The sequence below is a fragment of the Arthrobacter sp. Y3223164 genome, assembly GCF_059091005.1.
The window spans coordinates 1-17675 of record NZ_JBNHGF010000022.1 but is presented as its reverse complement, the minus strand read 5'-3'; the positions used below and the strand labels follow the sequence as shown (position 1 = coordinate 17675).

Sequence of the window (17675 nt, the reverse complement as noted above, 5' to 3'; positions counted from 1 at the left end):
GAGTGGTGGACTTCACGCTTAAACAGCTGCAGTACTTTGTTGCAGTCGCTGACCACGGCTCAATCTCGGCCGCAACGCCATCCGCGCCAGCTACGACATCACCGACGCCCCGTCCGGGATCCGCCGCAACGACGAGGCCGCCGAGGTGCTGCGCGCCAACGGGCACCGCGCCCGCGTCATCGAGCTGAACGGCGACCTGCTGTTCGCCGGCACGGAATCCATGGTGCGCGAGGTCAGCGACCTGGACGATTCCGTGGAACTCGTCATCCTGGACATGCGCCGGGTGGACGAAACCGCCCCGGTCGCCCTGGACATGCTGGAGCAGCTTCGCGCCTCGCTCGCGGACGCCGGGCGCGAACTGGTGATGATCGACGGCGAGGGCGCCTTGGCCCAGCGGTTCGAGGAATCCGGGCGGCCGGTGCCGTCGTTCGCCACCCGCAGCACCGCCGTCGAATTCGCCGAAAACCGGCTGATCGCCGGATACGGCGATCAGCTCTGTATGCCCGCCACCGTGGATGTGGCCGACTCCCCTGCGCTCAGCCCGCTCGACCGGGAGGACTCCGCCGCGCTCGCGGAGCTGATGGAAGAGCGCAGCTATGACGACGGCGAGCTCATCCGCCGGGTTGGCCAGCGCTTCGCCGGCGTCTATTTCATCCTGTCCGGCCGCGTCACCACCACCTCCACCGGGCCGGAGAACATCAGGGTCAAACTCACCACCCTCAGCGCCGGCATGACGTTCGGCGAAATGGCGCTGGGCAGCGCGGACCGGCAGGAAACCACCGTGCGCGCCGATGGCCCGGTTCGGGTCAAGCTCCTCCCGGCCGAAACCATGAACCGGCTGGAGAGCGAAAACCCGCGCCTCGCCGTCGAGCTCTGGAAAGCCCTGACCCGCGACGCGTACGCACACGTGGACCGCTACATGCGCGAAACGGCCGTGCGCATCCGCGACTGACGGCTCAGAACGGGTACTGCGCGTGCCCGTTCTGCTGGATGGTGATCCAGCGCTCCTCAGTGAACGAATTGATGCCGGCCTGCCCGCCGAACTTTCCGTAGCCCGACTCCTGGATGCCGCCGAACGGGGCCATCGGTTCATCCAGCACCGGCTGGTCGTTAACGTGGCCAATGCCGGTCTTGAGCCGCTGCGCCACCTCGATGCCCTCGGCCAGGTTCTCCGTGATGACACCGGAGGTAAGGCCGTAGTGCGTGTCGTTCGCCAGCCTCACCGCCTGTTCCGGGCCGTCCACCTCCATCACCGTGGTCGCCGAACCGAAGATCTCCTCGTCGTAGATCCGCATCTCCTCGGTGATCCCGGAGAGCACCGTCGCGGGCACCACGGCCTGGGCAGCCTTCCCGCCGCCGGCCAGCACCGTCGCGCCCTTGGACACGGCGTCGTCGATCAATGCATACTGCCGGTCCGCCGCGGCCTGCGTGACCTGCGGGCCTATCACCGTGTCCTGCTTCCTCGGGTCCCCGGTGGGCAGCGTGGCGACCTTCTCCGCGAAGCGGCTCGAGAACTCCTCGGAAATGCTGCGGTCCACGATCACGCGATCCACGGACATGCAGATCTGCCCGGCGTTCATGAACGAGCCGAAGGTCGCCGCCTGCACGGCGTAGTCGACGTCGGCGTCCTTGAGCACCACCAGGGAGTTTTTGCCGCCGAGCTCAAGCACCGCAGGCTTCAGGTTCTGCGCAGCCAGCGTTCCGACGATGCGTCCCACCTTGGTGGAACCGGTGAAGTTCACGTTGCGCACGCGGGGGTCGGAGATCAGGGTGCTCACCACCTCGTTCGCGTCCGCCCGGTCATTCGTGATGACGTTCAGCACTCCGGCGGGCAGGCCCGCATCCAGCAACGCGTCGGCCAGGAACAGGCCGCAGGAAAGGGGCGCGTCCTCGCTGGGCTTGAGCACCACGGTGTTTCCCACGGCCATCGGGATGGCCATGGCCCGCATGCCCAGGATGAAGGGCGCGTTCCACGGAGACAGCGCCGCCACCACGCCGTAGGGCTGCCGGACGGAGAACGAGAATTTGCCGGGCAGGTCGGTGGCCAGCACGTCGCCGCGCGGCGCGGTGGTGGCCGCGGCGGCCGAGCGCAGGATGTTGGCGGCCAGCTGGACGTTGAACCCGGCCCAGACCGCCACGCCGCCCACCTCGCCGGCCATCAACTCGATGCCCTGCTGCATCCGTTCTTCGAACAAATCTGCAGCTTTTAGGAAAATCTTTGCCCGCTGGGTGGGAGGCGTAGCGGCCCAATCGTCGAAGGCCGCCGACGCCGCGTCGACCGCTCGCGTGACATCTTCCGGCCCGGCGGCAGCGACGGTCGCGAAGGGTTCGCCCGTGTAGGGGCCGATGTCCTCGGTGGTCTTGCCGGAGGCTGCCGGGACGTGCTCGCCGTTGATGATCAACTCACGCGTGATGGGCATGGCGCTCATTCCTTTCCGAAGTGGCTGGGCCACGCCGCCGGCCACAGCCGAAGCGCCGGCCGTCCCCGCGGCCCGGATAAGGCGGAGCCTACTCCCGCCGCCGTGCCCGGACAATGGCACGGACGCGGATGAGGATCGCCGGCAGAGGATCGCCGGCAGCCGAACGGGCCGGCCACGTTATAAGTGAAACCGTTTAAGTAGGTCGGTTATTACCGTTTTACGAAAGTGTTTGTGAGCCGCATCATGGGATTCAGGTTCCGCCGGCACCACAGGCGGAAAGACTTCCGAGGAGCTCGACCCATGACCCATTCCCTCAAGCCGCACGTCGTCACGCTGGGCACCGCGGGCGGTCCCCGCTGGTGGACCGGTGAGAATGCAGGCCGCCGGACCGGCATCGCCACCGCCGTCGTCGTCGGCGATGCCGTCTATCTGGTGGACGCCGGCAACGGCGTCGGACGCCAGCTGATGAAAGCAGGCCTGCAGGTTTCGTCGTTGCGCGGGATTTTCCTGACCCACCTGCATTCCGACCACACGATCGATCTGGCCGGGCTGGCCATCTTCGGATTGTTCACCCTCACGCCCGGACAGCGGAGCATCCGCATTCTGGGACCCGGCGACCGGGGAGAATTGCCGCCGGCTTCACCCCGCGCCACGGTTCCGCCGTCGCCCGTTTTCCCGCAATTGCCGACGCCGGGCACCCGGGACATGTTCCACCACCTGATGCAGGCGTACGCCACCGACCTCAACGACCGGGTCATCGACGCCCTGCGCCCCTCGCCGCTGGACTATTTCGTGGCCGAAGACATCGTGGTCCCCGACGCGATCGGCTACCACCCGAACCAGAACCCGACGCCGGCCGGCATGGAGCCGTTCGAGATCTACCGCGATGAGCTGGTCACCGTGACAGCGACCCTGGTGGAGCACCCGCCCGTGGCACCCGCCTTCGCCTTCCGGTTCGACACGGCCGAAGGGTCGGTCACGATCTCCGGCGACACCGCCCCCTGCCAGAACCTGGTGCGGCTGGCCCGCGGCACCGACCTGCTCCTGCACGAGGCCATCGACTTCGACTGGGTGCAGCGGGCGTACGGCAGCATCGATTCCGACGAAGCCCGGGCCTCAATGGACCACCACCGCAGGTCCCACACCTCGCCGCAGGACGCCGTCGCGATCGCGCGGCAGGCCGGCGCCCGCACCTTGGCGCTGCACCACCTGGTGCCGGGAACCACTCCGGACGCCGTCTGGCAGGCACACGGCAAGGACTTCAGCGGCACGTTCCTGATCCCCGACGATCTGGACGTTATCTCCTTCTCTTCCAGCGACCCGGAAGCCACCGGAGTCGCCGATCATGACGAAATGGCGGTTGCACCATGAGCAATAACACGACGACGGCGTCGGCCCCTGCGGCGAACGACAGGCAGCCCGGGGACCTGAAGGTCCCCAGCCTCAACACCCCGGAGATGCGGCGCATCCTGGCGTCCAGCTTCCTGGGCAGTGCCATCGAATTCTACGATTTCATCCTCTACGCCACCGCGGCGGCGCTGGTTTTCAACACGGTGTTCTTCGTGAACCTGGACCCCGCGGTGGGGATCTTCGCCTCCTTCGCCACGCTGGCGGTCGGCTACATCGCCCGGCCGCTCGGCGGGATCATCTTCGGCCACTTCGGTGACCGGCTGGGGCGCAAGGGCGTGCTGATCACCTCCATGGTGCTCATGGGCGTGGCCACTACCCTGATCGGCCTGCTGCCGACCACGGCGCAGATAGGCATGGCCGCTCCGTTGGCGCTGATCGTCCTGCGCATCGTCCAGGGCTTGGCCGTCGGGGGCGAGTGGGGCGGTGCCATGCTGATGGGCCTGGAACACGCGCCGAAGGAACGCCGCGGGTTCGCGGCCAGTTTCGCCAACATGGGAGGTCCCGCCGGTGCGGTGTTGGCCACCCTGGCGGTTTCGGCCGTGTCCGTGCTGCCGGACGAGCAGTTCCTGACCTGGGGCTGGCGGCTGCCGTTCCTGATCAGCATCGTCCTGGTGGGCATTGGCCTGATCGTGCGCCTCAAGGTCGCCGAGTCCCCGCTGTTCCTTGCACTGGAGGACAAGGCCGAGGAGAAAAAGATCCCGATTCTCGAGGTGCTGACGAAGTACCCGAAGAACGTGATCATGGGCACGCTGGTGGGGATGAGCTCCTACACCGTCCAGGGCCTGATGACCGTCTGGGCCATCTCCTATGTGGTGGACGAGGTCGGCCTGGACCGGACGAGCGTCCTCAACGTCAAAGCGTTGGGCGCGGCGCTGACCGTCGTCGCCATCTGGTTTGCGGCCCGGCACAGCGACAAGCTCGGCCGCCGGCCCGTGATGCTGATCGGCATCGCCGCCGGCGCGGTACTGGCCTTCCCCATCATGTGGATGCTGGAGCTCGGGACGCTGTGGCTGTTCGCGATCGGGCTGTTCCTGGCCAACGGCGTCATCCAGGGCACGATCTTCGGACCGTTCGGGGCGTTCACCGCCGAGCTGTTCCCGACCCGGATGCGCTACACCGGCGCCTCGCTGGTCTACCAGCTCTCCTCGACGCTGGGCGCAGGTTTTACCCCCATGATCGCCAGCGGGCTGGTGCTGGCGGCCGGCGGCGAGCTGTGGCTGGTGGCGACAGTCTGGGCCGGCGCGTTCGTCCTCGCAGGGCTGTGCATCCTGGCGATCAAGGAAGGAAAGGACCAGGACCTGACCGCGGAGAACATGTAGTTCCTCCAGCCGTGCCGTAACCGGCATGCGGCGGCCGTTGCCCGGGGCAGCGGCCGCCGTCGCGGTTAAGCGGGATCACGCCGTCGGGTGTTCATCCCAGCCGCTCGCCGCAGCGCCGCCAGGGTGGGTCACGCCGTCGTGTGCTCATCCCATCCGCTCGCCGCAGCGCCGCCGACCTCTGCGCAAAAGTCCAGGAATGCCCGCAGCCTGAGGCTGGGCCGGGTGACGCTGGCGTAGGCCACACAGACATCGCTGTGGCCGACCGGCCCGTCGATTTCCACCGTGGCCAGGGGAAGCCCGTCGTAGCTGTAATTGCCCGGCGGCCTCTGCACCAGCACGGTGTAGCCGAGGCCGCGCGCCACCATGCCCCGCACCGCCTCAAAACTTGACGAACGCCAGGCGATCTTCGGATCCAGCCCGGACAGCCGCAGATTGACCAACTGGTTATCGCGCACGGTGGGGATGTCCAGCGAGACGAAGTCTTCTTCGGCCAGCTCGGCGAGCCGGACGCTTTTGCGCGAAGCCAGCGGGTGGCTTGCAGCAAGCAGGACGTAGGGCCGGCCTTCCTTGACGGTGCGGGCCTGCACGCCGGGCAAGAGGTGCCGCGTATGGGTCAACACCGCATCCAAATAGCCCTCTTGCATCCGGTGCTGCAGCTCGGCGGCCTCGCCTTCCTCCATGGTCACGGTGAGGCGCGGATGCGGCTTGATGAACCGTTCGCTGATCACCGGAACCCAGAAGGCGGACAGGGTGCTGTAACAGCCGATGGCCAGCGGGCCGACCAACCCCTGCTGGCGCTCGATGATGCTGTTCTGCACGTCGTCGGCGTGCCGGACCAGGCTCCGGACGTCGCGCAGGAACTGCTGCCCGACGCCGGTCAGGGCGATTCCGCGGGACCGGTGCCGCACCATCAGCTGCGCGCCGACGATCCGCTCCAGCTCTGTCAGCGCCTGGGACATCGCCGCCTGTGAGATGTGGCTGGCGGCGGCGGCGGCCGAGATTGAGCCGTGGTCAGCGACTGCAACAAAGTACTGCAGCTGTTTAAGCGTGAAGTCCACCACTCTGCCAGCGTACAAGTTAGCCCGCAGCGACTGCTTAATCGGCCGATTGTTGCGCCCGATGTATCGTGACGGACGCGTGCAACGGCCGCCTGGGGGTTGCTCGCTCCTGACCGCAAGATGGCTCTCAGGTTATCCACAGGTAAATTTCAGGGCTTGGACAGTTACCGAACCGTTATGTAATGTTTTCAGCACGTCGGCGATCATGCGCCGATGTCCTCGGAGGGTATTGCCTAGCTCTGCCAGCCTTTCCGAGTTCGTTCGCTAGACATCTGGCAGAGGCGGGGGACCCACATTCTGGGCCCCTCTTGGGGCTCTTGGGGTTAAGTCGTACGGAGTGCTTACCGCGCTGCCGCACGGCCGGGTGACTCCCACCCGAACCCGACAGCTTACCTCGCAGGCATTGGGAGAGGTATCTTCTTGCTGCTCAAAAACAATCGCGCACGCCACCGTGCCACCCCGGTCCGCAACACCACCGTGGCCGGTCTGTCCCAGGCTGTCTCGTCCCGCGCCGGAACCGTCGGCCGCGGCGCCGCCGTCGTCACAGCCGCCGGTGGTTTGATGCTGGGTGCCGGCCTGCCGGCCAATGCCGCCGCCGATGTCACGGTCCCGACCTACGGCGCTGCCAATGCAACGGACACCGTTGCCGCCCCGGCCAACGCCGGTTTCGAGGTGGAGCGCGCTTCCGTTACCAGCTCGGCCGCCGACGCCGGTGCCGCTACCGGTGCCACCACCCACACCGTGGTCGCGGGCGACACCGTGGGCACGATTGCCGCCCAGTACGGCAAGAATGTGCAGGACGTGCTGGCCATCAACGGCCTCGGCGCGTACTCCATCATCTACCCGGGCGACCAGATCGCGCTGACCGGATCCGCACAGTCCGGTGGCGGACAGGCAGCGCAGGGCGGCGGCGGAGCCGCTACGACCCTGGCTGCGTCGACCGACGCCGCTACTGTCTCGCTGGCCAGCGCCGACATCAAGCCGGCCTCCACCGGCGGCAACCAGAGCATCGTGGACATCGCCCTGTCCGCCCAGGGCACGCCCTACGTCTGGGGCGGCACCTCCACGGCAGGCTGGGACTGCTCCGGCTTCACCCAGTGGGTCTACGCCCAGGCCGGCGTGGACCTCCCCCGCCTCAGCCAGCACCAGGGCGGCGCCCTGACCCCGACCAGCAACCCGCAGCCGGGCGACCTGGTGGTGCAGAACGGCGGCGGCCACGTGGGCATCTACCTGGGCGGCGGCAAAATGATCAGCGCCCTGAACCCAAGCCAGGGCACCATGGTGCACGACGTGAACGCCATGCCCGTTACCGGTTACTACACGATGTAACCACCCCCAAAACTCCTGGACCGGCTATTCCCCCAACGGCCGGTCCGGGATCACAGGGAAGCCTCGTCGGCCTTGCGCCGGCGGGGCTTCTCCTCTTTTAACCCGTAAGCGCGACTTTCCCTCCACTTCAACTACGGCGGGAGTGCTCCTCTTAGAGGGGACCGGTGGGGGAACCATCCGCGCGCACCCCTCCCCCACAGATGCCGGTTCCCGCCCGGCGGCGAGCACCGGCGTCGTTGTTTATTCGAGGTTGACCGCCGGGAATAGGAGTCAGCGGGGGCAGGTTAAGCTGTTACTCCGCCTGCGCCCGGCCTTCTTGGGCTGTTTCCGGCCGCCCCCAACAGCACGATTTCCACGCGAGGATCTCCCCGTGAATAAAAATATGTCGACGAACAGAGCCTCGGCACGGCCCGGACCCGCCCGCGGCAGCGGGCTGACGGCTGATGAGTCGCGCCGGAACCGCCGCGTGATTGGCATCCTGTTGATGTCTGCGTTCGTGGTGGTCCTGAACGAGACCATCATGTCCGTGGCGCTGACCGACCTGATGGACGACCTGGGCATCAGCGCCCGCGCGGCGCAGTGGCTGACCACGGCGTTCATGCTGACCATGGCCGTGGTCATCCCGGTGACCGGATTCCTTTTGCAGCGTTTCACCACGCGCCAGGTTTTCACCGCTTCGATGGCGCTGTTCTCCGCGGGAACGCTGCTGGCCGCGCTGGCTCCGGGGTTCGAGGTGCTGCTGGTGGCCCGCGTGGTCCAGGCGTCGGGCACCGCGATCATGATGCCGCTGCTGATGACCACGCTGATGAACCTGGTGCCGGCCGAGGACCGCGGCAAAACGATGGGCAACGTCTCGATTGTCATATCAGTGGCGCCGGCCATCGGCCCGACCATCTCCGGCATCATCCTCAACACCTTGTCCTGGCGCTGGATGTTCTGGCTGGTGCTGCCGATCGCGCTGGCCATGCTGGCGGTCGGCAACCGGCGGATCCAGAACGTGACCGAGCCCCGGCCGGTGCCGCTGGACCTGCCGTCCGTGGCGCTCTCCGCCATCGGCTTCGGCGGGCTGATCTACGGCCTCAGCCAGGTCGGCGCCGGGCACGGAACAACGACGGCGGGGCCGGGCACGGGTGCCGCCATGTGGGTTGCATTTGCGGCCGGCGGCGTGGGGCTGCTGGTATTCCTGCTCCGTCAGGTTCGGCTGCAGCGCTCGGACAGGGCGTTGCTGGACCTGCGGACCTTCCGCTCCGGCAACTTCTCCGTGTCCGTCGGGCTGATGGCTGTCAGCATGGCCGCACTGTTCGGCACCATCATTCTGCTCCCTATATATATGCAGCAGGTTCTGGGGCTCGAGCCGCTGCAGGTCGGGCTGATGCTGCTGCCGGGCGGGCTGCTGATGGGCCTGCTCGCCCCGGCCGTCGGCCGGCTCTATGACAAGTTCGGCCCGAGGGTGCTGCTGGTGCCGGGAACGGCGGTGGTCAGCACCGTGCTCTGGTTCTTCTCTACGGTCAGCGAGGACACCGCCGCGCTGACGCTGCTGGCGGCGCACATCGTGCTCAGCGTGGGCCTGGCGCTGCTGTTCACGCCGCTGTTTTCCGCTGGTCTCGGGTCGGTGCGGCGGCAGCTGTACTCGCACGGAAGCGCCGTCATCGGCACGGTGCAGCAAGTGGCCGGGGCAGCGGGCACCGCCATGTTCGTCACCGTCATGTCCATGCAGGCGGCCGTTCTTTCCGCCGAAGGTGCGGCAACGACGACCGCGGTGGCAGGCGGAGTGCGGATGGCTTTCCTGGCCGGAGCCCTCATCTCCATCGTGGCCGTGGCGGCGGCGTTCTTCATCCGGAAACCGGTGGAGGAGCCCGCCGGCGAACCGGCTTCAGTGGAGGGCGCGCCGGTCGCCCGCTGACGACGGGGTTTGGGCGGGCCCGGGAGGGCGGGCCGGTCGCGCGCTGACGGTGCTTGCGGAGCCCAGCTGCACATAGCCGGCCGAGCTCCTTCCACCCCAGCCGGTCGAGATCCGGTTGCTTGAGCCGTTGATGTCGGGACTGCACACATCGAGATCGCTTGACTCTCGACGCCCGTGCCTGAGCACCCATCCACTTCTTCTCCACAGCCAGCCCCGCGCGCTTGCTCATCCACATGCCGACCCTTGGTTCCCCTACCCTGTTCGAGGGCTTCATAGGCTGTATTTATGGCGATCGAGGTGCTGGATGAGGCTGCGGGGGCAGGGCAGGACGATTCCGTCCTGCTGGCCCGGATCCGCGCCGAGGTCAGCGAACTGAATAATCGCCTTCGGAACGACGGGCTGACACGCAGTACCAAGTCGGTGGCCCGGACGGCGGCAGAGGTTGAAGAGCTGGCCAACATTGTTGGTCAAACCCAGCTGATTCTGGCGGGCATCATCAAAGAGCAAAACATCGCCGCCGTTGGGGAAACAGACAAGCCTCATGACCCCGAGGCACCGAATCATCGTATGCGCGGCGCCTACAAATCGAACGAAGACTATCTGCGGGCGAAGTTGGGCATTGCCCGGCAGGAGGCTGCACGACGCTTCCAACTCGCGGAAGCCACCGAAGTCCGCCCAGCGCCCCCGGGTAAGCCTGTTGTGTCGCCCAGGCTGCCGGTGCTCGCCCGTGCAATGGATGATGGAATGGTCTCTGGTCAGGCCGCAACCCTGATCCGAAGGGCTGTCGATGGGCTGCGTCGCACCGCCGAGCCGGAGCAGCTCCGCAAGATGGAAGAGGCACTGGTTCAGCATGCCTCCGATTACGACACCGACTCGCTCAGGCTGCTGATCCGGCATTGGGAAGGCGGCCTCAACCCAGCCGGCGCCGATCTCGGGCCAGCCGAGCTCAAAGCACGCCAGGGCCTGTTCTATCGCGGGCGGCGCAATGGCCTACATTGCTACGAAATCAACGCCACCGACGAACAGAATGAAGTTCTTGCAACCGTCTACAACACCGCCACCAACCCTCGTTTGAGGGAAGGGACGGCCACGGCCGGGGCAGTAGGATTTGACGCGGTTGACGCACCAAATGCGGCCTCCCGATTGAACGGCGCTTCCGATAACGACGACGAGGTCTTAACCCCGGACACGGATGCTCGAGACAGCGGAGCGGATGCTTTAGTTGATGCGACGGTAGAGGACGGGCGTACCCGGCAGCAGAAGCAGCTCGACGGCCTCATTGGTGCCTGCAAAATCGCTCTCACCACGGATCTTCTACCAGCGGCCGGCGGTCGACGGCCGCAACTGCTGGTCACCATCGACTACAAGGATTTGGCCTCCGAAGTCGGACGTCCGGGAACCAGCATCTTCTCCGGGCCGCTGAGCGCCAAGGCAATACGGCGGATAGCTTGCGATGCCGACATCATCCCGGTGATCTTCTCCGGCAGGGGTGCGGTTCTGGATGTCGGCCAGTCCCAGCGGTTGTTTCCGAAGTACATGCGGCTGGCCATCATCGCCAGGGATGGAGGTTGTGCCTTCCCCGGCTGTACTGCGCCCTCTCCCTGGACCGAAGTGCATCACATCCAGTGGTTTGAAAAGGGTGGTCCGACCTCTGTCGACAATGGCGTTTTGGTCTGCGGGCACCACCACCATTTGCTGCATCAGGGAGATTGGCGGGTCACCGTGAGCAAGGGCGTGCCTTGGTTCCTACCGCCGCTCAGCGTCGACCCGGCTCAAAGGCCGCTCCGCAACCACGTGTGGTTGAAAGACGCGCCGCTGCCCGAACGCCTGCCGGAGCCGGCCGAAGTAGGTTTAGAACCCTGTCGGTCCGGCAGCCCTCCCCCGGACGGAGGCCCATTAGACCCTGACGCGACGGTCCGCAGGACGCCGTTCGGCCACTTAGGTCCGCCGAAGGTCCCGATGCAGTCGGAACTCGATATCGGGGCGGACAGCGCCGCGGGAGCCACGGCGCCGCCCGGCAGAAGTTCCAGTCCATTTGACGGTTGGCCGGCCCAGCCTGAAACGCCGCCGTTCTGAAAGCGGCGTTCCCGCCGGTCCCCCGGCTGCCCTGGCGCCCCACAGGCTTTCCCATTCCGCGCAAGAGCGGTTTGGGAGTGGTCAGTTGGTTGCCTAACTACCCCGCGCCGTTGTTGTCGCAGGCTTGCTGCATGGAGGCCAGGGCGTCGGCCGGGATCTGGTCGCCGGACTCGGCGATCTGCGACATCGGCCCTGTGATCTCCGCGGGAACACCGGCTGCGTCGGCGGCAGAAACCAGACCAGCGAGCATCTCCTGTTCATTTTCACCGATGCTGCCGTCCTGAATCGGGGCACACACCTGCTTGACTGCTTCCCCGACCGCTGCGTTGGCCAAGTTGGACGCGGCCTGGTTCACGGCCTCGGAAGCGGAATTGGCGGCCTGGTCGACGGCGTCGGAGGCGGCCTGTTCGACCTGCGCGCAGCCGGTGGCAAGCAGGGCGACGAGTGGCAGCATGAGCAAGGCGGAGTTTCGGCGAATCACCCTGCAACTTTACTATGCCGCGGTAGCGTTCCCGATAACGCGTCCGCGTCGCCGGGCCGTTCTCTAGCGGTACGCCGTGGACTTGTCGGTCGCGCCGGGCCGTCCCTAGCGGTCCGCCGTGAACTCGCCGGCCGCGACGGGCCGTCCCTGTGGTTCTTCATGGATTCTTCCGGTGTACTGCGTAGGCCTAGCGCGGATTTCACCGGCAGAAGCCCTACGCGATGGGGCAATCCCAGCGCCCGGAAGATGGCCGATCCGGGCCGGCCAGAAATAGACAAGAACGCAGCAGTTCGGCCGATCTATGGCTACGCCTGGCGGTCATACGGTAGCCAGGCCGCACTCCCGGGCCTTCCGCCCGTCAAAGGTAGTCAGCCAGCGGGGCCGTGGCTACGCTGGCAAAGAGGCACAACCTCACGGAGGAATCCAGATGGGCTTTGACCAGTACCACGAACCCGCCGCAGAGCTCTCCGCCGAGACGCGGACCTTTGCGCGTATGTGCGCCAACCTGACAGAGGAGGCCGAGGCCATCGGCTGGTACGCACAACGGATGTCGCTGGAGAAGGACCCGGAATCGGTCGCCATCATGGAGGATTCCCTGGCGGAGGAGTTCAAGCACTTCAGCATGGACCTGGAGTTTCTCCTGCGCAGGAAACCGAAATGGCGCCAGATCGCCCGGGGCACCCTCTTTCAGGACGGCGACATTGTGGCCAACGGCGGGGCGGCCGAGGCAGCAACGGCTGCCGGCACCGCTGCGGGCACCGACGAAACTGCAGTCCCTGCATCCGGGCCGGTGGGCCGCTCTCCGTCGGGTGCGGCACGTCGTACGGACCCTCGCCGGTGGCGAGCCGGTTCTGATTCGTCCCTGGGAATCGGCAGCCTCAAGGAGGACTTCTCATGACCATGGATCACCTGCTGCGCGAGCACGCCCCCATCTCCGACGGTGGTTGGGCGCTGCTGGACCGGGAGGCCAGGGAGCGGCTCACCGTTGCGCTCGGGGCCCGCAAAATGGTGGATTTCGCTGGTCCATTCGGCTGGGAGTATTCGGCGACAAACCTTGGCCGCACCGAAAGCATCACGGGTCCGGCCCTGGCCGACGGCGTGGCGACGCGACGGCGCGGGGTGCTGCCCCTGGTGGAGATGCGCGCACCGTTCAAGGTTTCGCGGCTGGAACTGCTTGACCATGACCGGGGTGCGGCCGATGTGGACCTCACGGACCTGGCCGAGGCAGCAATGCAGATTGCCATTGCGGAGAACGCGGCCGTATTCCATGGCTGGCGCCAGGTGGGCATTGAGGGGGTCACGAGCGCGACCCCGCATTCGCCGGTGCCCCGCGTGACTGACTTCAATGACTACCCCAAGCGTGTTGCCAAGGCCGTCTCGGCGCTGCTCCAGGCCGGCATTGGAGGTCCGTTCGGCCTGGCCCTCGGCCCCGGACACTACACCGCCGTGGTGGAGGCGACCGAGCGGGGCGGGTATCTGCTGTCCGAGCACCTGCGCAAGTTGCTGGGCGGTCCGATTGTCTGGGCGCCGGGAGTCCGCGGGGCCATCGTGATGAGCCTGCGCGGCGGCGATTTCCTGTTCGAATCGGGCCAGGACCTCTCGGTGGGCTACGACCGGCATGATGAAGAGTTCGTCTACCTGTACATCGAGCAGTCCTTCAGTTTCCGGGTGGCCACGCCGGAAGCCGGTATCCATCTCACCGGCAGCGACGGCTAAGACGGCGGAATCGGAGGGCCGGGCTCGCGGCGGCCTAACCAGCGGACCAACCCGCCGAACGCACGTCAACGGGGAGCCAGCGCGGCGACGAGCAGCCACCGAATCAGGCCGGGCGACGGCTGGGCGCCGTCACCGTCAAGGACGCCGGCCATTGGCCGCCACCTGACTCCGTGCCTAGATTGGGATGGACGACACCGAAAGGAACCTTATGTCACGCATTGCCATTTTCGGGGGCCACGGGAAGGTCGCGCTGCACCTGTCCCGCATCCTCACCGCGCAGGGCCATGAAGTCAGCTCCATCATCCGCAATCCGGACCACGTCGCCGATGTCCGGGAAACGGGTGCGGTGCCGGTGATCGCCGACGTCGAGAAGACAACCACCGACGACCTGACAGACCGACTGCGCGGCCACGACGCCGTCGTCTGGTCGGCCGGCGCTGGCGGAGGCAATCCAGCCCGGACCTATGCAGTCGACCGGGACGCGGCCATCCGGTCGATGGACGCAGCCGTGGCGGCCGGGGTGCAGCGCTACATCATGGTGTCTTATCTGGGCGCCGGCAAGAACCACGGCGTGCCGGAGGACAACGCGTTCTTCCCCTACGCCGATGCCAAGGCCGCCGCGGACGACTACTTGAAGTCCACATCACTGGACTGGACGATCCTGGGGCCGAGCTCGTTGACGTTGCAGCCCGCGACCGGGAAGATCCAAGCCGGACCGGGTACTCCTGGCGGTGAAGTGAGCCGCGAAGACGTTGCCATGGTGGCGGCCGAAGTGCTGGCCGTTCCTGCCACTGCAGGCAAGGTGATCGAGTTCATCAACGGCGGCACGCCGATCCGCGAGGCCGTCCGAAGCGTGTGATTTAACCACAGAACCCCGCGCTGGTCCCAGCGCGGGGTTCGAAAGATTGGGGATTTAGCCTTCGCAGTCGCGGCAGTACTTCTCGCCGTTCTTTTCGCGGGCTACTTGGCTGCGGTGACGGACGAGGAAGCAGGAGCCACAGGTGAATTCGTCCTCACGGGGAGGAACAACCTGAACCACCAGTTCTTCACCGGAGAGGTCGGCACCGGGCAGATCGATGCCCTCGGCGGTGTCCGAGTCTTCGACGTCGATCAGCGCGGTCTTCGCACCACCGGAGCGCTGAGCCTGAAGGGCTTCGAGCGACTCATTATTGTTGTCGTCGTCCTTGTTGCGCGGTGCGTCGTAATCGGTTGCCATGCGGGTTTAAAACTCCTGAAGTTCTCGTTGTTTTGACCTATCTGCGAGCGCCCATCATAGCTGCTGTTCCACAGATTTCAACATCGGTCAACAACGTCTCACACACGGCGATAATTCCCGTGCACCGACGCGGTCCCTTCGGACCCCAAGGCGAATGACATTGCTGTGAGCAGGGCCACTCCAGAAGGCCGAGGGGACCGGGAATCCGTTACAGAATCGCCAGCGGGACGACAGCGGCCGCGGTCGCCACGGCAGCCGCCCAGCACAGCAGGATGACCACCGCGAACCCGGCCAGCCAGAGCGCGGCCGGGACCCCGGTCCGGCGCGCCATGATGAAGGCGTCGGAATTGGCCAGCTGGTGCCGGCGCCGGGTGTGCACGCTCAGCAGATTCAGCCAGTCCCGCACGGCCCCCACCAGGAGCCCGACGCCGATGGCGAGCGTCAGGTGCCCTAGCCACTCCACCGGCGCGAACCACACCAGCAGCTGAGCACCTACCGCCAACCCCACGGCGATGACGACGCCCTCGAGGTTCCGGATGAACAGGAGCGTGGCCAGCAGCAGCAGCGCGCTGACGGACAGGGCGGCACCGGACCAACCGCTGAAGGCGGCCCACACCAGCGCCGCCCCGACCAGCGCGGGCACCGGGTAGCCCCAGAACCCGGTCCAGGCCGCTGATGCCCGGCCCGCCCCGCGGCTGATCATGGCGCCGGACTGGTCGAACCGCAAATGGATTCCGCGCACCAGCCGCCCCGTGGCCAGCGCAGCGAAGGCATGTCCAAGTTCATGGACCGCCGTGACGAACAACCCGAAATACCGCCAGCTTGCTCGGGGCACCGACAACAGCAGCGCCGCGGCCAGGATGACCGCCAGCTCCAGCGCTCCGGCTTGGAGTGGTTCACCGCGCATGAAACCGGCGGTGATCCTGGTCCACCATTCGGCGGCGAATTGCTGCAGCATGTTCCTCGTTTCATCCGTGACTACGCGATATAACTAGACCACATTGCCCGCTGCCCACCACCGGAAAGCCCCATGGACAAGCTGGATTTCAAGAAGGACCAAAAGGAGCTGTACGCCCCGGGCAAGGATTTCCAGCTGGTTACCGTGCCGCCCATGCAGTTCCTGCAGGCGGACGGCCACGGCGATCCGAACACGGCGGACGGGTACCTGCGGGCGGTCGAGGCCCTATACGCAGTGTCCTACACGCTGAAGTTCACCAGCAAGAAGCAACTCGGGCGCGACTATGTCGTCGGCCCGCTGGAAGGCCTCTGGTGGGCGAAGGACATGACCGCCTTCACCCGGCGGGCCAAGGACGAGTGGTCGTGGACGATGATGATCCGCCAGCCTGACTGGCTGCAGCCGGAACACATCGAAGACGCGATGCGGCAGGCGGCAGCCACAAAGGGTCTTCCCTCGGTGGGATCGCTCCGGCACGGATGGCTGGACGAGGGACTAAGCGCCCAGGTCATGCACGTGGGTGCGTACGACGACGAAGGACCGGTCTTGACCCGTCTGAGGGATGAGTTCCTACCGGCCAACGAGTTGGAACCGAACGGGCACCACCACGAGATCTATCTCGGCGACCCGCGCAAGACCGAACCGGCCAAGCTCAGGACGATCCTGCGCCAACCGGTCCGCCGTGCCTAAGTGTTCGGCCACCGCGGCATCCCGTGGGGGTTCGGGACGGCGAGCCGGTGCGGTCCGGCCAGCTGGGGCTTGGGACGGCCAGCCCGTGCGGTCCGGCCAGCTTGGGCTGCTGCCCGCCTCGCACCGTCAGACACGGGACCAAAAGTTGACACTTCAACATAATTGCTGTCAATATTTGATTGAAGCGTCAAGTTATTGATGCTTATCGCTCGTTCCAGACGGCCGATCCTCTGACCATTGAAACGGTGAAAACATCATGACTAACTCCGCTTTGACCACCACTGCACGCACAGTTCTTCGCGTCGTCCTGGGCTTCCTGTTCGTCGCCCACGGCTGGCAGAAGTTCAACGAATGGACCATCGCCGGCACCCAGGCCGCCTTCGGCCAGATGGGCGTCCCGGCCGCCAACATCGCCGCACCGATCGTGGCCGGCCTGGAGCTCGCCGGCGGCATCGCCCTGATCCTCGGCCTGCTGACGCGGCTCGTGGCGGCCCTGTTGACGCTGGACATGCTCGGCGCCCTGGTGCTCGTCCACGCTCCCGCCGGCGTCTTCGTGGACGGCGGCGGCTACGAACTGGTGCTGCTGCTCGGCGCCGCAGCGCTGGCGCTGGCACTGGTTGGCCCCGGCCGGATCTCGGTGGACCGCGCCGTCTTCGGCAAGACCAAGCTGGCCCCCCTGGCTTAAGTTCCCAGGCGGCCCGGCCGAACCTCGCCGGGTAACCCCCGGCACGGGCGGACACCCCAGCGGGCAACCGCCGGAACAGGCGGAAACCGCAACGGGCAACCCCGGATCAAGTGGACGTCCGAACTAAAACGGGCAGGCGCAGCCGAAAGGCTGCACCTGCCCGTTTTTCCTGTCTCCGGCCGCAGCCGTTGGCGCATAACCAGCGCAACCGGTGGTGGCGCAGAACCGGCGCGACCGGTGGCGCAGTTCCGCCGCAGACGCTGGGGCAGGATAGGAGGCGAGCAGCGGGCGGCGGGTTCGTTGTCGGAACACGTCAGGCCGCGTGGCCCCTGTGCACGGCGACCCGCGCCGGGCGTGCAGCGGCGTATAGCGTCAGGCGGCCATCAGAAGCGGCGGCGGCCCGCCTTGAACGCCCGC

General features: G+C 66.6%; 16 protein-coding genes and 1 riboswitch. Of the genes, 11 read left to right on the top strand and 5 right to left on the bottom strand.

From position 1 onward, the window contains the following. Positions 1–145 precede the first annotated feature (145 nt). Entirely contained in the window at positions 146–952 is an 807-nt protein-coding gene (locus AC5RUJ_RS02890) for a Crp/Fnr family transcriptional regulator (protein ID WP_494155587.1), read from the top strand. A 4-nt stretch (positions 953–956) separates the two neighbouring features. Here the strand turns inward: AC5RUJ_RS02890 and AC5RUJ_RS02885 are convergent, their stop codons facing one another. Beyond that, positions 957–2420 carry an aldehyde dehydrogenase family protein gene (locus AC5RUJ_RS02885; protein WP_494128048.1) on the bottom strand — a complete coding sequence of 488 codons (1464 nt, stop codon included), beginning with the start codon at positions 2418–2420 and terminating at the stop codon, positions 957–959. A 300-nt stretch (positions 2421–2720) separates the two neighbouring features. Here AC5RUJ_RS02885 and AC5RUJ_RS02880 point away from each other — a divergent pair, with 300 nt between their 5' ends. Together AC5RUJ_RS02880 and AC5RUJ_RS02875 are read left to right on the top strand one after the other, a co-directional pair. Continuing rightward, positions 2721–3791 carry an MBL fold metallo-hydrolase gene (locus AC5RUJ_RS02880; protein ID WP_494128049.1) on the top strand — a complete coding sequence of 357 codons (1071 nt, stop codon included), beginning with the start codon at positions 2721–2723 and terminating at the stop codon, positions 3789–3791. Continuing rightward, positions 3788–5149, top strand: coding sequence for an MFS transporter (locus AC5RUJ_RS02875; RefSeq protein ID WP_494128050.1), 1362 nt, complete (start codon positions 3788–3790; stop codon positions 5147–5149). Before AC5RUJ_RS02880 ends, AC5RUJ_RS02875 begins: the two co-directional genes overlap by 4 nt. A gap of 128 nt (positions 5150–5277) precedes the next feature. On the opposite strand, the gene AC5RUJ_RS02870 is transcribed toward AC5RUJ_RS02875, so the two are convergent. Beyond that, entirely contained in the window at positions 5278–6210 is a 933-nt protein-coding gene (locus tag AC5RUJ_RS02870; protein ID WP_494101705.1) for a LysR substrate-binding domain-containing protein, read from the bottom strand. 249 nt (positions 6211–6459) lie between these two features. Next, positions 6460–6624: riboswitch (cyclic di-AMP (ydaO/yuaA leader) on the top strand. 3 nt (positions 6625–6627) lie between these two features. On the opposite strand from AC5RUJ_RS02870, the gene AC5RUJ_RS02865 reads away from it, so the two are divergent. The 3 genes from AC5RUJ_RS02865 (at position 6628) to AC5RUJ_RS02855 (ending at position 11515) form a co-directional block, all read left to right on the top strand. Next, on the top strand, positions 6628–7536 hold the full coding sequence (locus AC5RUJ_RS02865) for a C40 family peptidase (RefSeq protein ID WP_494001689.1): 909 nt from the start codon (positions 6628–6630) through the stop codon (positions 7534–7536). A 382-nt stretch (positions 7537–7918) separates the two neighbouring features. Next, positions 7919–9439 (top strand): MDR family MFS transporter, encoded by a 1521-nt coding sequence (locus tag AC5RUJ_RS02860; protein WP_494128097.1) that lies wholly within the window; start codon positions 7919–7921, stop codon positions 9437–9439. 285 nt (positions 9440–9724) lie between these two features. Next, the gene (locus AC5RUJ_RS02855; RefSeq protein ID WP_494128051.1) at positions 9725–11515 is read left to right on the top strand and encodes an HNH endonuclease signature motif containing protein; all 1791 of its coding nucleotides are present in this window, start codon (positions 9725–9727) and stop codon (positions 11513–11515) included. Between the two features lie 97 nt (positions 11516–11612). On the opposite strand, the gene AC5RUJ_RS02850 is transcribed toward AC5RUJ_RS02855, so the two are convergent. Beyond that, positions 11613–11969 carry a hypothetical protein gene (locus AC5RUJ_RS02850; RefSeq protein ID WP_494128052.1) on the bottom strand — a complete coding sequence of 119 codons (357 nt, stop codon included), beginning with the start codon at positions 11967–11969 and terminating at the stop codon, positions 11613–11615. Between the two features lie 454 nt (positions 11970–12423). Here AC5RUJ_RS02850 and AC5RUJ_RS02845 point away from each other — a divergent pair, with 454 nt between their 5' ends. The 3 genes from AC5RUJ_RS02845 to AC5RUJ_RS02835 all read left to right on the top strand — a co-directional run bounded on the left by AC5RUJ_RS02845 (position 12424) and on the right by AC5RUJ_RS02835 (position 14571). After that, on the top strand, positions 12424–12894 hold the full coding sequence (locus tag AC5RUJ_RS02845) for a ferritin family protein (protein WP_494023454.1): 471 nt from the start codon (positions 12424–12426) through the stop codon (positions 12892–12894). After that, positions 12891–13712: a family 1 encapsulin nanocompartment shell protein gene (locus AC5RUJ_RS02840; RefSeq protein ID WP_494128053.1), complete on the top strand. Its 822-nt coding sequence runs from the start codon at positions 12891–12893 to the stop codon at positions 13710–13712. The genes AC5RUJ_RS02845 and AC5RUJ_RS02840 overlap by 4 nt, the downstream gene beginning before the upstream one ends. A 208-nt stretch (positions 13713–13920) precedes the next feature. Next, entirely contained in the window at positions 13921–14571 is a 651-nt protein-coding gene (locus AC5RUJ_RS02835; protein ID WP_494128054.1) for an SDR family oxidoreductase, read from the top strand. Between the two features lie 54 nt (positions 14572–14625). Here AC5RUJ_RS02835 and AC5RUJ_RS02830 read toward each other — a convergent pair whose 3' ends face one another. Then, complete coding sequence (locus tag AC5RUJ_RS02830) at positions 14626–14928, bottom strand: DUF4193 domain-containing protein (RefSeq protein ID WP_493979582.1); 303 nt, start codon at positions 14926–14928, stop codon at positions 14626–14628. A 208-nt stretch (positions 14929–15136) separates the two neighbouring features. Next, positions 15137–15886, bottom strand: a complete 750-nt coding sequence (locus tag AC5RUJ_RS02825) for a M50 family metallopeptidase (RefSeq protein WP_494023451.1) — start codon at positions 15884–15886, stop codon at positions 15137–15139. Positions 15887–15958: 72 nt separating this feature from the next. On the opposite strand from AC5RUJ_RS02825, the gene AC5RUJ_RS02820 reads away from it, so the two are divergent. Together AC5RUJ_RS02820 and AC5RUJ_RS02815 are read left to right on the top strand one after the other, a co-directional pair. Further along, on the top strand, positions 15959–16573 hold the full coding sequence (locus tag AC5RUJ_RS02820; protein WP_494128055.1) for a GyrI-like domain-containing protein: 615 nt from the start codon (positions 15959–15961) through the stop codon (positions 16571–16573). A 256-nt stretch (positions 16574–16829) separates the two neighbouring features. Next, entirely contained in the window at positions 16830–17258 is a 429-nt protein-coding gene (locus AC5RUJ_RS02815) for a DoxX family protein (RefSeq protein ID WP_494023449.1), read from the top strand. The last annotated feature ends 417 nt before the right edge of the window (positions 17259–17675 follow it).